Annotated in this window: 16 protein-coding genes; 7 read left to right on the top strand and 9 right to left on the bottom strand. The window is 43.2% G+C overall.

Annotated features, from left to right (window positions below):
- Positions 1-480 precede the first annotated feature (480 nt).
- Positions 481-738 (bottom strand): DUF2164 domain-containing protein, encoded by a 258-nt coding sequence (locus tag LF822_RS20265; RefSeq protein ID WP_253925916.1) that lies wholly within the window; start codon positions 736-738, stop codon positions 481-483.
- A gap of 56 nt (positions 739-794) precedes the next feature.
- Between LF822_RS20265 and LF822_RS20270 the strand changes: the two genes are divergently transcribed.
- Positions 795-1,424, top strand: coding sequence for a pyridoxamine 5'-phosphate oxidase family protein (locus LF822_RS20270; RefSeq protein ID WP_253925917.1), 630 nt, complete (start codon positions 795-797; stop codon positions 1,422-1,424).
- Here the strand turns inward: LF822_RS20270 and LF822_RS20275 are convergent.
- On the bottom strand, positions 1,421-2,011 hold the full coding sequence (locus LF822_RS20275) for a class I SAM-dependent methyltransferase (protein WP_253925918.1): 591 nt from the start codon (positions 2,009-2,011) through the stop codon (positions 1,421-1,423). The two genes, LF822_RS20270 and LF822_RS20275, sit on opposite strands and share 4 nt — an antisense overlap.
- Before the next feature lie 135 nt (positions 2,012-2,146).
- Here LF822_RS20275 and LF822_RS20280 point away from each other — a divergent pair, with 135 nt between their 5' ends.
- The 6 genes from LF822_RS20280 to LF822_RS20305 are packed head-to-tail and all read left to right on the top strand — an operon-like array spanning position 2,147 to position 6,620.
- Positions 2,147-2,611, top strand: a complete 465-nt coding sequence (locus tag LF822_RS20280) for a type 2 periplasmic-binding domain-containing protein (protein ID WP_253925919.1) — start codon at positions 2,147-2,149, stop codon at positions 2,609-2,611.
- Complete coding sequence (locus tag LF822_RS20285; protein ID WP_253925920.1) at positions 2,515-3,381, top strand: ABC transporter substrate-binding protein; 867 nt, start codon at positions 2,515-2,517, stop codon at positions 3,379-3,381. Before LF822_RS20280 ends, LF822_RS20285 begins: the two co-directional genes overlap by 97 nt.
- Positions 3,362-4,219, top strand: a complete 858-nt coding sequence (locus tag LF822_RS20290) for an ABC transporter permease subunit (RefSeq protein ID WP_253925921.1) — start codon at positions 3,362-3,364, stop codon at positions 4,217-4,219. Before LF822_RS20285 ends, LF822_RS20290 begins: the two co-directional genes overlap by 20 nt.
- Positions 4,220-5,011, top strand: a complete 792-nt coding sequence (locus LF822_RS20295) for an ABC transporter permease (RefSeq protein ID WP_253925922.1) — start codon at positions 4,220-4,222, stop codon at positions 5,009-5,011.
- A complete protein-coding gene (locus LF822_RS20300; RefSeq protein ID WP_253925923.1) occupies positions 5,008-5,976 on the top strand; it encodes an ABC transporter ATP-binding protein in 969 nt (322 codons plus the stop codon). Before LF822_RS20295 ends, LF822_RS20300 begins: the two co-directional genes overlap by 4 nt.
- Positions 5,976-6,620, top strand: a complete 645-nt coding sequence (locus LF822_RS20305; RefSeq protein ID WP_253925924.1) for a TVP38/TMEM64 family protein — start codon at positions 5,976-5,978, stop codon at positions 6,618-6,620. Before LF822_RS20300 ends, LF822_RS20305 begins: the two co-directional genes overlap by 1 nt.
- A 519-nt stretch (positions 6,621-7,139) precedes the next feature.
- Here the strand turns inward: LF822_RS20305 and LF822_RS20310 are convergent.
- The 7 genes from LF822_RS20310 to LF822_RS20340 all read right to left on the bottom strand — a co-directional run bounded on the left by LF822_RS20310 (position 7,140) and on the right by LF822_RS20340 (position 13,630).
- Positions 7,140-8,222, bottom strand: a complete 1,083-nt coding sequence (locus tag LF822_RS20310) for an FAD-dependent oxidoreductase (RefSeq protein WP_253925925.1) — start codon at positions 8,220-8,222, stop codon at positions 7,140-7,142.
- Between the two features lie 97 nt (positions 8,223-8,319).
- Positions 8,320-8,637: a thioredoxin family protein gene (locus LF822_RS20315; RefSeq protein ID WP_253925926.1), complete on the bottom strand. Its 318-nt coding sequence runs from the start codon at positions 8,635-8,637 to the stop codon at positions 8,320-8,322.
- 74 nt (positions 8,638-8,711) lie between these two features.
- Positions 8,712-9,527, bottom strand: a complete 816-nt coding sequence (locus LF822_RS20320; protein ID WP_253925927.1) for a DUF368 domain-containing protein — start codon at positions 9,525-9,527, stop codon at positions 8,712-8,714.
- A 125-nt stretch (positions 9,528-9,652) separates the two neighbouring features.
- Positions 9,653-11,149 (bottom strand): glycine betaine uptake BCCT transporter, encoded by a 1,497-nt coding sequence (locus tag LF822_RS20325; protein ID WP_253925928.1) that lies wholly within the window; start codon positions 11,147-11,149, stop codon positions 9,653-9,655.
- A 133-nt stretch (positions 11,150-11,282) separates the two neighbouring features.
- Positions 11,283-11,849 carry a nucleotidyltransferase domain-containing protein gene (locus LF822_RS20330; RefSeq protein WP_253925929.1) on the bottom strand — a complete coding sequence of 189 codons (567 nt, stop codon included), beginning with the start codon at positions 11,847-11,849 and terminating at the stop codon, positions 11,283-11,285.
- Positions 11,850-12,083: 234 nt separating this feature from the next.
- The gene (locus LF822_RS20335; RefSeq protein WP_253925930.1) at positions 12,084-12,929 is read right to left on the bottom strand and encodes an NmrA family NAD(P)-binding protein; all 846 of its coding nucleotides are present in this window, start codon (positions 12,927-12,929) and stop codon (positions 12,084-12,086) included.
- 89 nt (positions 12,930-13,018) lie between these two features.
- Positions 13,019-13,630, bottom strand: a complete 612-nt coding sequence (locus LF822_RS20340; RefSeq protein ID WP_253925931.1) for a metal-dependent hydrolase — start codon at positions 13,628-13,630, stop codon at positions 13,019-13,021.
- Positions 13,631-13,679: the final 49 nt, after the last annotated feature.

Raw genomic sequence — 13,679 nt, forward strand, 5'->3', positions numbered from 1 at the left:
CTTTTAACCAAAAGAGATTCTCGAAACCGTTTGATCACGGAGCCTTGTGGAAAAGGATCTCATAAACGCCGCCAGGTCCAGTGATCATTTATCAAAAAAGGGTTTTAGGAAACGGCGATACTCCTAAGGGAGAGACGAATCAGGTGTGACCCCGGAGGGCTGATAACGCCCGAGGAGGCACACCGTTCGCCCTTGGAAAGGGAGTCGTTTCCTAAAACCCTTTCCCTTGATCATGTAAGGAATGTTACACTTTCGAAACGATCGTTTCTCAACAAACCGGTAAAAGGGAGCAGACCAATTGCTCCTTTTTCATTTTATAAAGCTTTTTTAATTAATAGTGTTGACGGTCTACCTTCCCATCCTCCCCGCTGTCTCTATAAGAAGACTTAAGTATATAGATGACCCTTTCTCGTAAACAGAAACAACCTCATTCAATTAATATGAAACCATTTAGCAGCTGTCTTCGTTTAGTTAATAAGGTTAATAACGCTGGGGGCGGCCGGCTGGACGTTCGAGCGATAATAAATCTTCATCAAGATTAACGACCTTCTGCTCTACCATTTGTCTTGCATCATAAATCCCTTTATTATACATAAACGGTCCTAATTCCTTCACCATGAATTCCAGCAGCTGGCCGGCAGCTAATTCACCCATCTGTTCATCTCGCTCAAGCTCAAAATATTCTTGAAGACGATCAATCATATATTCTCTCTGTTCTTTCGATAATGATTTATTCACAATATCCCCTCCATGACCTTATCGTAGCACACCTATTTTAAAAAGGAGGCAGCTCAATGAAAAAATTCGAAAAGCCGGTTCAGTCGCTGGAAGAGCTGCGGCACACTCTCGGGACTCCAGGCCGGCTCGCTGAACATAAAGTCATTTCTCATTTAGATTCCTACTGCCGGCAGTTTATTGCGCACGCCCCATTTGCAGTTGTAAGCACGTCTGATTCAGCAGGTCATTGTGACAGTTCCCCCCGGGGTGATGCGCCTGGTTTTGCTTATATTTTAGACGAAAAGCATCTCGTGCTGCCTGAACGCATGGGAAACAAGCGTGCAGACTCGCTTCAGAACATTTTGGAGAATCCCCATATTGGACTGTTGTTCATGATTCCAGGACTTGAGGAAACGCTTCGCATCAATGGCCAGGCTGTGATCATTAAGGATGAGACCTTTATGAACAGACTGGAATCCCAAGGTCACGTTCCTTCTGTCGGCATCGCCGTCTATGTGGAAGCATGTTTTATCCACTGTGCCAAAGCTTTAAAACGATCCCATTTATGGTCACCTGAGAAATGGCCGGAGCTTTCTGACCTGCCTGCTCCTGCTAAAATGCTTGCGGCTCACTCACAGCTTAATGAAATGGATGAGAATCAGGTGCGGAAGTCGCTTCACAAAAGTTACACGAAACGAATGTATTAGCGCGTGGCTGCCACACACACTGTGTTATTAGGAGCAGTTGGTTTTATAAATGTTTCAATTTGAATGAAACCTGCCTTCTTTAGTAACGATGTTAACTGCCCGCCCAGCACTTCCGTAGTATCATTAGTCGCACCTTCTTCATGAGGACATAAAGTCAGCGCAATTCTTCCACCTTTATTCATGCAGGAATGAAGGAAAGTTAATGTATCGACTGGAGCCTCCCAGAATGTAATGTTATTAATGGCATATACTTTATCAAGCTTCACATCAAACCTTTTAATAACTTGAGCCGGTCCATGAATGAGCAGGATCTGCTGCTCACGGCTTATCTTTTGGAGCTTGCGCAATGTCATTTCAACCATCGACTCTGAAGGATCTATTCCAATTAATGCCGTTCCGGGAGAATTGTCAGCTATTAAAGCAAGTCCACTTCCCGGACCAAATCCGATTTCCATCACCGTATCGTCTTCCTCTATTTGTAAAAAAGACTGGGTCCACTGAATGAGCTCGTCATTTTCGAATTCCATAAAACGCCCTACAGCTTTTCCCAGCCAACCTTTTGGCTTTTTAAACTGACCTTCTAACATTTTTTCAACCTCCCTTCTTATTTCTACCCTCTTTAAAACCGATTCACGCAGTTTTATTGTTTCCATTCCGTCTTATTAGTTTGTAAGATAGATAACAGTACCGTATTATTCAAACACCAAAGGAGGCTGAACCTTTTGAAAATCATGAAGTTCACTCTCCTTCTATTATTCTGTCTGATTCTATCCGCCTGCACTCAATCAGATGCTCCCCCTTCTTTAGATGAAATAAAAGACAAGGACTGGGACTCTATTAAAGAAGAAGCCGATGGTTCTGAAGTGCGTCTTTACATGTGGGGAGGAGATGAAGGGATTAACGAATACATAGATGAGTGGCTTATCCCGCGTTTAAAAGAAAAATACAACCTGACTTTAGAACGTGTTCCTATGGATACGGAAGAAATCCTGCAGAAGCTGCAAACAGAGCAGCAGGCCGGTAAAAACACAGGGACAATTGATATCATCTGGCTGAACGGCGAGAATTTTAAGATGCCAAGGAGAATGAATTGCTTGCTGGATCTTTTACCGGAAAACTGCCCAGCTTCAATGAATATTACGATGAGACAGACCCCGCGATTACCACCGATTTCGGAACGGAGGTAGAAGGTCTTGAGGCACCGTGGGGACAAGTACAATTTGTCTTTCATTATGATGAAGAGAAAATCGACACCCCTCCCGCTACCTTTGATGAGTTAAAGCAGTGGCTGCAAGAAAACCCGCAGCAGTTCACTTATCCTGCGGCTGATGAATTTACGGGTAATGCTTTTTTAAGACAGCTTCTGTATGCAAAAGCAGACCAACCCTCAGATATTTATAATCAAGCTTTTGAGGAAAAGAAGGTCAGCGGCCCCGCAAACGACATGTGGGACTATTTAAATGACATTCAACCTGATTTATGGCGGTCCGGCGAGCACTACCCAAACAGTTTAGAAGAGCTGGATCAGCTGTATAGACAAGGAGAAGTAGCGATGACTATGGGTTACAACGAAGCGCGGGCAGAATCGTTAATTGAAGACGGAGTTTTTCCTGAAAGTACAAAATCATTTGTGATGGAACCAGGTTCGCTCGGAAACACTCACTTTCTCTCTATCCCTTTTAACAGCCCTGACAAGTCAGGGGCGCTCGTCGCTATTAATGATATGCTGTCACCAGAAGCTCAACTAGAGAAGCAGAAGCCCGGCGTCTGGGGAGAGAGCTCTCCCATTAGCTTTGAGAAGTTAAATGATGCACAAAAAGAACAATTTGAGAGTGTCGACCGCGGAAGCAGCGTCCTGGACGAGGAGAAGCTCGAGAACACATTCATGCCTGAAGGTGACCTTGAATACGTGGATTGGCTAGAGGACGAATGGATTAATGAGATTGCACAGAATTAAACCGTGGATCCTGCTGTTCCCTGCTTTGCTTTTTCTCCTATTGCCTGCGTATGGACTGTGGTCTGCAGCCTCGGCAAGTGTAAGCAGTACAGACGGTATTACTTTTTTACATTACCGTGAGCTTCTTACCTCCGAGCGTTTTCTTCATTCACTGTGGTTCAGTGTGCGCACGGCATGGACAGCATCGATGGCATCTATCATTATCGGCATTTTAATTACCCGCAGCTTTGCCCGCTATTTAACGGAAATACTTCCGAGACTTGCTGTGTGGCTGCCCATGCTCTTTCCCCACCTTGTTTTTGGCTATATCGTGATCCTTTTATTTTCAGAAACAGGGCTGCTTTACGAGTTGTTATCTACTCTTTGTTTTATAGGAGGAGCGGATCAATTTCCTATTCTTACCCGCGATGACTATGGAGTTGGAATCATCCTTACGTATATTGGAAAAGAAGTACCGTTTGTGATTCTGATGTTATATCCAGTTTATCAAGCCCTTCCTCAATTTTACTTTGACGTTGTCAAAACATTGGGCGGAGGACGTTATCAGCAGTTTAAAACTGTGGAGTGGCCGCAAATTTCTACAGTAGTTATGGAAACTTTTATCATCTTGTTCGCTTTCACGCTGACAGCTTACGAAGTGCCGGCCATGTTAGGAACAAATTTCCCTGAAATGGTCTCTGTTTTAAGCTACGATTGGTTCTACAGCGGGAGTTTTGAGGACCGCCCACTGGCTTTCTCAGCTATGGTCATGACCAGCTTTTTGCTTTTCCTCCTATCATTGTCAAGCTATTTATACGTGAACCGAAAAAGAATGCGAGCATTGAGAGGAAGGCTGTAAATGAGACCTAAACTATATTTCCGCCTCATCACCGCTCTCTTTTTCATCTTTCCTATCGTTCTGTTGCTGCTGCAAAGCATAACAACACCATGGCGGACCCGGGAAGGCATAAACATACAGTTGGAGAGTTTTACAGTCCTCTGGTCTGATCCAAACTTATGGACAGCTACCGTATGGTCTATCATTATTGGAGCCGTAGTACTTTTGTTTAATTTATTCATTGGCTTGACAGCCGGTAAAGCGTTAGCCTTCTATTCTTTTAAAGGGAGATCCCTCATAGAAGCACTGCTCTTATCACCGCTGCTTATTCCTTTATTAGCGGTGGCAATCGGTCTGCATTTGTTCATGATCAGGCTGGACCTGGCTGATACATGGTTAGGTGTCGCGCTCGTCCATTTGGTTCCTACTGTTCCTTACACTATAAAAATTTTCCACCATGCTTACAGCCAGATAGGAAGGCCTTTACTGGAACAGGCAGAGAACCTCGGAGCAAGTGTAAGCCATCAGTTTTTTACTGTGGAACTGCCCTTATTAAAAAACGCCATACGCAGCGTAACTTTCTTAACGATCGTTATCAGCTTAAGTCAATATGCGATTACAGCCATTATTGGCGGCGGCAGTGTCATTACAATGCCTATGATATTCTTTCCGTTTCTGAACTCAGCTAACCCGCCGCTGATGGCTGCGTTATCCATTTGGTTCGCTGTCCCGCCCCTTGTGATGTATATTGCAGTGGAAGCACTATTATCATTAGCTCCATATTCACCTACATTCTGGAGGAATCGTACATGAGTACAGCCATTGAAGTGAAAAATTTGTCTAAAGCATATGGGAAGGAAACGATTATCAATCAGTTAAGCTTCAAACTCAACTATGAAGAAAAATGGAGCATTGTCGGCCCTTCGGGAGGTGGAAAAACAACCTTGCTGCGCATTTTGGCAGGGCTGGACCAACCTTCCTCCGGAACAATTAAAGTAGATGGCGAGTCCGTCATTGGCATAGATGCCCGAAAGCGAAAAGTCGGACTCGTCTTCCAGCAGCCTTTGCTATTCCCGCACATGACCGTCGAAGAAAATATCACTTACGGTGCAAGGCTGTCAGGAACTTTTTCTAAGACGAAAACAAATGATTTGCTCGAAGCTGTGAGTTTAACAAAATCGCGGACTAGCTTTCCTTCTGAACTTTCAGGCGGCCAGCAGCAGCGTACAGCCTTAGCAAGAGCTCTTGCAGCAGAACCTAAAATCCTGCTGCTCGATGAACCGTTTAGCAGCCTGGACCCCGCTTTACGCCAGGAGCTGCGGTACTGGGTAAGAAGGCTGTTAGATGAACGGGAAATAACGTCCATCTTCGTCACCCATGACCGTGAGGAAGCGATGATTATGGGGGATAAAATTGGTATCTTTCACAATGGGGAATTCCAGCAGACCGCCTCCGCTGAGACTATATTGGATTTCCCGGCCAATCCTTTTGTCGTTCAATTCTTTAATAATCATATCCTGATCAATGATAACAGCTATGCTCCCTTAAGCAGGATCACTCTTTTTGAAACAGACGACCCGTCTGTAGTGATTAAAGCTGAACTCCTGCACACCACGATCTCATACGGAGAAAGAATTGCCCATGTTTATATTAAGGAACAGGATAAACGGTTATCACTGCGGCTGCCTCTTCAATTTAATCAGAAGAATTATATAAACCTGTTTGTACCTAAGGAGCACATCCACTCATTTCCACTTTCACAGCAGGGCTTAGAATAATGAATAATAAATCGTTAATACGTGCACTTCTTTTTCTTACTGCCTTTATCCTTGCTGCCTGGCTCGTCAGACGGGAAATTGAGACCTCTCCACAAGAAATTCGAACTTACATTTTATCATTTGGCATGCTCGGCCCTTTACTCTTTATGGGTCTTTATACGATTGGACCGATCATCGCTTTTCCAACTTCAGTTTTGTCACTCGCCGCTGCTTTCGCTTACGGCATTTGGCCGGGAATGGGCTACATCATTATAGGAGCTGCGGGCGCCTCCATTACTGGATACATTTTGGGTCGTTTTTTCGGCGATTCGATTGTCCGATTTCAGCATTTTAAATGGGCAGACTGGTTGTACCGCCGCATGAATGAAAATGGATTTATGTATGTTCTTATCCTGCGGCTCATACCTGTAGTTGGCTTCGATATTCTAAGCTACGCAGCTGGATTAGCAAGGGTAAAGATCAGCTCTTATATTACCGCCACCGTGATTGGGATGCTCCCGGGAACCTTTGCCTACAGTCTTGTTGGGAGCAGCCTGGCAAGTGGCGATCAAAGTTTAATTATTCTTGCGTTCACCATTTTTTTCGTCCTTCTTCTGCTTACTTTTCTCTTCCGAAGCAAAGTTAAACATTGGCTTACTCGTTAAAAAAGCTTGGATGCATGTACACAAGGGATCCCATAGTTCCTCCATTAGAATCTAGAGAAAAGGAACAGGAAAAGCGCCGCTTTTAAGCGGGGCGGGGGGAAAGTTTCCTCGGTCACGACAGGTCACGCCCGGCGCGACGTGTTCCTATTCCTATTTACGAAAAGCGCATTTTGGACCATCACAATAGCCCGGGCACCTAATCTTCTTTCTCCATCTCCATTGATGATGCTTCCACTTCCGTTTGAACGAAGCGGCGCACATTCTTCTTAAGAAACTGAATATCTTCATCTAATGTAAAGTCCATTCTAATCCCGTCCTTTTTTCGTAAATGCCATAATTTTGTCTATTTGCCCATAAATTGAAATTATCGCCCATAATATTTAATTATCGCCCGTAAAATCGTGAAATGGCCCATAAACGGCGATAAACGCCCATAAACCGAGACCAGCTCACCTCACTTGATGATTTCTTCTTCTCTCACAAACTAAAAAAGCGTAACTTTCTGATAAAGGTACGCTTTCATTTATATTTATTCATGAAATCTGTATCAATTTTATGTTTAAGCCTCCATGCCTGACGTCCGTATAAAGAGAAGCCGCCGTATAATAAAAAGCCCTTTTTATCTCCGGCTGATAATATATAAAGTGCATGTTTTTGAGGTTCATAGGTTTGCAAAGACTCATGGGTTAAATAAGCCCGAAGATTCCGGAATAAGACAGGGCCTTGTTTGACAGCATGCACACCACTTTTGTCCATGGAAGGATCCGATCGCAGGGTTACGCAGTCTCCTGCTCCGAAAATAAAGTCATATTCTGCAAATTGCAATGTCGGACGAATAAAGGCAAATCCTCTTTCATCAACTGATATGGAGGAGTCTGTGAAAATTGGATCTCCAACCGGACCGCCGAGCCAAAGCACACCTGTGTGCCGAATTCGGTTATTTTCATTGGTGCTTATATAATCTTCAAAAATATGGGTGACTTTTTCATGTTCCCACAGCAGAACACCGGCCTCTTCCAATACGGACCTTAACTTTCTAGCAGTTCGTCCGGGTGTTGAAGAGAGCACCGCTCTGGATGTAATGAGCTTAACCTGACCCTCAATACGGTGGTTATTCTTATACGTTTGAATGGACAAAGCAAGCTCACACCCTGCTGCTCCCCCGCCTACAATCAATGGAGTCGGTCTCTCTCTCAGATGGTTAATCTGTTCAACAAATTGATAGTTGGGCTTAACTGAACGAGCTATTGAAGCAGTGAAATCAGGCGGAATGCTTTTTGAACCGATGTCAAAGCTGATCAAGTCAAAAGGATAGACGGCTCCTCCCTCACAGAACAATTTCCTTCGTTCTGGAAAAATACGAACCGCTTTCTTGCGTACAAAGTTTATTTTACTTTTTTTAGTGAGTTCCCGCAGGTTGACACGAGTCTGTTCCTCCGAATATATTCCCTCGGCATAGCCGGAAAACATACCGGAATAATATTGGTAGTCAGATGGCGAAATTAAACATATCTCTACATTCTCGATGGGGTTATTTCTAAGCTGTCGGATCACTTCCAAATGAGCATGTCCTGCCCCGACTAACAATAATCGTTTCTTCAACTCATATCCCCCTTAAAAAATTGGTTACAGCCGGTCAAGATCAAGAATGATTTGAAAAACACCCGCATGTATACCATGCAGGTGTTCCAGTGTGCTCCTACAGCCGGCCCTGCAGGAACTCTTGCACTTCTTCTGGAGTTTTAGCGTTGGCACTATGCAGATGCCCTGTTTTTTCTCCGTTCTGGAAAATGAGAATACTCGGAATTCCCATGACTTCATACTGCTCAGCGGCAGCAGGAATTTCGTCTCTGTTAACATCGTACCAACTGTAATTCTTATATTCCTCCAAAATACCACCGATAAACATGTCCATACGGCGGCAGTCCGGGCACCAGTCAGCTTGAAATTTTACGATTACAGGCTGACTGCTTTGAATGACTTTATTAAATTCATCCAGCGTGTGAATAGATTCCATCTTACAATTTCCCCTTTTTCAACGTAATCTATATTAATCATAAAGGAAAAAGGACCTGCTGTCTTATGATTGGCTCACTTGTATTCTACTCTTCCCAACGTCCAGGCAGCTGTAAGACCCACTATAAAAGTGAGGATGCTTACCATCCACATCGTTCCACTTCCTGGAACTCCCGGGAATATGACAACAATCGAACCAATAACCAGTCCAATAATCAATGCAAACGTACCAGAGGTGTAGTTCTCTAGAAAGAATTTCACAACTTTGCTCATAATCACAATTCCAATAACAATACCAAGCCCGACCACAAGAATGATATCAAATCTAAAATTCGAAATCCCCGAAATGATCGTACTGTACATACCTATAATCAACAGTAGAAATGATCCGCTTATTCCCGGCAATATCATGGCACTGCTGGCCAGCCATCCAGAGAAAAACAACCCAACATAAGAGGCAAAAGACAGATTTGTCATGGCGTCTCCTTCAGAAGTCTGGAAAATCGCCATAGATGCTACAAGCAAAGCTCCAATGAGAAGGAGTATATAATGTCTGCTTTCAAATCGGTGCTTTATATCTGCTTTATGAGTTAAATAAGGAATAACGCCGATAATTAATCCAAGGAAAAAAAATTGAGTCGGCCCGGGAAAATGTTCGAAGAGCCATTCTATTAACCTTGCTAATACGAGTACGGACGTGCCTATTCCTATACCAAGAGGAAGTAAAAAACGAAGATGCTTCTTCCACTCCCTGCTGAAAAAACCGTTAATGGCTTCGATTAACTGATCGTAAATTCCTAATACTACAGCGATTGTACCACCGCTGACGCCAGGTACTACATCACTTGCTCCCATGATTATTCCACGGTAAATATTTTTCCACTTCCACATAAGTTAGTTCTCACCCTCCAGCGTAATCATCACTTTTTTATTTTATCAAAGTTTTACCAGATTAATAGCTTAACTTTAAAAAAGGACTGTAGACAATTTATATACAGTCCCACCCTGCAAAATCATTATATGCTGTCCTTCTCTGCACTAGCACGATCAGCGCGTAATGCTTTATATAAAGAGACCACCATCAGGATCATAATAAACGAGAATGGAAAGGCTGCCGAGATCAGTGCATTTTGTAAAGCCTGCAGCCCGCCTGTATATAGAAGTACAGCAGCCATAGAAGATTGGGCGAGCCCCCACACAAACTTAACCATAGTCGGGGGAGTCAGTGAACCATTCGTCGTCTGCATGCCTAATACAAAGGTGGCTGAATCGGCAGATGTGATAAAGAAAGTACCGATTAATGTCATCGCAATGATCGACATAATTAACCCTAGTGGATAATGATCAAATACGCCAAACAGAGCCTGCTCAGTAGCAAGACCTGCGATATCCGCCGTCTCATTCTGTTGGAGATCGATCGCTGAAGAACCAAACGTCGAAAACCACAGAAAACCGACAACTGAAGGCACGAGAAGTACTCCCGATAAGAACTCCCTGATCGTTCGTCCTTTTGAAACACGAGCGATAAAGATCCCAACGAAAGGCGACCACGCAATCCACCATGCCCAGTAAAAAACGGTCCAGTCATTAATCCAAGTTCTCGCCTCCTCGCTCTCAGGAGCTAAACGGAAACTCATAGATGGAATGTTTCTTAAATAGCTTCCTATCGTATCGGTGAAGATATTCATAATCATCAAAGTAGGTCCGATGATCAGCATCATAGCTAATAAAATCAGTGCTAAGGCCATATTTGCATTACTTAAATATTTTATCCCTTTACTCAGACCTGTGTATGCGGAAATCATAAATAAAACGGTTACCACAAGAATGATAACCAGCTGAAGGGTAAATGACTCCTCCATACCGGTTAAGTACGTCAGTCCTCCATTAATTTGGGCGGCCCCAAACCCGAGAGTTGTCGCGACACCGACAATCGTAGCAAAAACAGCGATTACATCAACTGCTTTACCCCACGGTCCTTTCATCTTCTTTCCAAAAAGCGGCTCAAGAGTGGCACTGATTAATGCAGGTGCTCCTCTTCTAAACTTAAAGTAAGCTAACACCAGGGCGACAATCGCATAAATTCCCCAGGCATGTACCCCCCAATGGAAGTATACAAACTGCATGGCTTCGCTCATAGCTTCAGGACTTCCCGCCTCTTCTGTCGGAGGTTCTGTACCGTAAAAATAGATAGGTTCCGCGGCGCCCCAGAAGACAAGCCCGATCCCCATTCCTGCACTAAAAAGCATGGAAAACCATGTGGCATAGTTATAATCCGGTTTATCTGTGTTTTTCCCAAGCTTAATTTTCCCATAAGGGCTGACGATCATATACAAACAAAAAACGACAAACCCTGTCACTATTAATAAATAATACCACCCAAAATGCACGGAAAGATACTGCTGGATACTGCCTGTTATGCTTTCGAGGTTGGAAGGTGCCACAGCTCCCCAAATAACTGAAAACAAGGCAATCGCAAGAGTTACCCAAAAAACTGAAGTAAGCTTATTCAAATGTTCTGCTCCTTTCGAAATTGTAATAAATTACTGAATACTGTGGAATTTGTCGAGGGTTGTTGAGCAGTGGAATATGAATAAAGATTACCCCCTTCTATTAAAAAATAAACAGAAAGCAATCATCCTCGAACTAATACAACAACTTTTCTAACCAGGGATGTTCTGGCTGATGGATTATTAACGCCTGCTTTAACCATTCCTTCTGCTGTTCATTTAAAAATGGAAAAACCGACTGAAAATCCTGCTCATCTTTTTCTTTTGTATTTTTCGCTTTATATAGCAGCACAATCTCTGGATTAAGGTAAGGAACCCCGTGCTCCGATCGAAGATTCATACGATTGAGCGGAAATGTAACCTCAGGATCACGGCGGAACTTGAATCTATCCCTTGATTTCTCGTTCAGGAGAACTTCAAGTTTCGTCTCTTCACGATGGGCGTGAATTTCGTGAATATGCTCATCTAAAGATTTGTCTACTTTCCCCTCCACAAGTCTGGAGTGATCAACTATATAGGTCGTCCATCCATTCAGCCAATCCGATAATTCCGGCAGCTCCTCACGAAATACAGCAACTTCGATATCCTCATGCTCGCGCGTCTCCTCACCAATATGGAGATCAACCGCCCATCCGCCTGCAACAAACCATTTCCCATCAAAATGCTTCATCACTTCATTCACTTGAAGACATGGTTCAAACATAGCTGCCGCTCCTTTCTTTTCTCATCTACCATTCCCTAATTAAGGATTTCTAACAACAATTTTTTCTTTGTGATTACACACCCGATATCCTTTTCCTTTTCTTCAAGAAAAAAATATATCCATCTAAGTTTTTTTCAACAGTCTAAAAATCGAGTATGAATCTTTTTGATTTCATACTCGATTTCTTTTGATATTTCTATTGTCTCCATGCTTCAATCATTTAATGTCTAAGAGTTAAACAAACGCATGGTGATAGTCTCTAACGAATTCCTTCATAGTGCGCTGCTCACGCTGAAGAATCTTCCCGACATCCAGGCTTACCCGCCTGCACGCCCCGTTCTTTACTGCTGTGTAATAATTGGCAATTATTTCTGCTTCTCTGCTTGAGCACCCTTTTTCTTCATAATTTTTTATAAAATCATGCTTCCCGGAGCTTTCATAGTCGATCTTCGTTCCAAGCTCTTCCGTGAGAATATCTGCCACTTGACCAAAAGTGAGAGCCTCCCTGCCTGTCAGCTTATAAGTATCTTTAGAATAGGATTTCCCTAATAATGCAGTGAAAGCAGCCTCTGCCACATCCCTCCCATCAACAAAGCTGACCTCTGTATCTCCAACAGGAATGCGGAGCTTCTGTTCTTCCATTATTATTTTTCTCTGAGACCTTAACAATTCGTGCATATAGGAGCTCGCACGTAAAAAGGTGTAATCAAATCCTAAATGGATAATTGCTTTTTCTATTTCCCTGTGAGGAAGGAAAGGCATTTTTTCATTTCCTAATACAGATAAAAAGACAATTCGTTCAATTCCGCTCTGTTTGGCCGTCCGCAGTGCCTGTTCTATTGACTTAAAGTGCTCAGCTCCGCACGGACAGGTTAAGAACATGGTCCTTACCCCTTCAAAAGCAGGGCCATGAGTGACAGGTGAGTCATAATCAAATCGTACGCCCTTCATATGATCGTCGTTAAAAATACGCTCTGCCTCAGATGGATGTCTGGAGGCACCGCGGAAGGATATCCCCTTCTCCAGGAGACAGCCGGCAAGTTCACGGCCAATATATCCTGTAACTCCAGTAATCAGCATGACGCCTCCGCTCCTTTTTAGTATCTGCCGTCATGCTTACTATGTACCACGTACATCCATGTATGTAATCATTAAACAGCTCATTCCCTTTAAAAAACCTGTGTGACCACAAACCATATATTCCAAATAGAGAGAGACCATACGAGACCTTTCTCAAATGAAGAACCTGTTTTAAACGTAACTATAAACCTAAAGTGCTTTTTAAAAATCGGATAGAAAACAGGAATTCCTCTTTTTGTTAAGTAATCTCCTAGTAAATGAGAAACCACTCCGGTAATAAAACCGAAAAAGTAATAGGGCGGTACTTCAAAAAAACGGGTAATGACCGCGTGATACAGTATAAGAACACCGATAAACATGAGAGAATGAGTCATTTTCCGGTGACTTTTCACCATAACAAGTAACGGAGCCATTAACATAACGAATACCTTAAGCTCGTCCCGGTATTGATCCAGATAGTCCGGAGCAAATAAATAACATCCAAAAGCAATCAGCAAAACGAAAATAAGTCCCCGCCAAAAATGATATCCGAGTTTTGAACGTGGAGTATCGATATCAGGGAGCAGTGAGCCAAATAATACAAACAGCATAAATAATACGGCTTCCAAAGGGGCGTCAGGAACCAATCCCCATCGGGGCAGCAGGGTTAATACAATTAGTCCGCTGCTTAAACCGAGCGCTTGATGTCCAGGTGCTAACATGATGTTCTATTCTCCTTCAGCTTATATAATTCCTAACCCATAGGGCTTC

The organism is Halobacillus sp. A5 (assembly GCF_024189315.1).
Taxonomy (GTDB): Bacteria; Bacillota; Bacilli; order Bacillales; family Halobacillaceae; genus Halobacillus_A.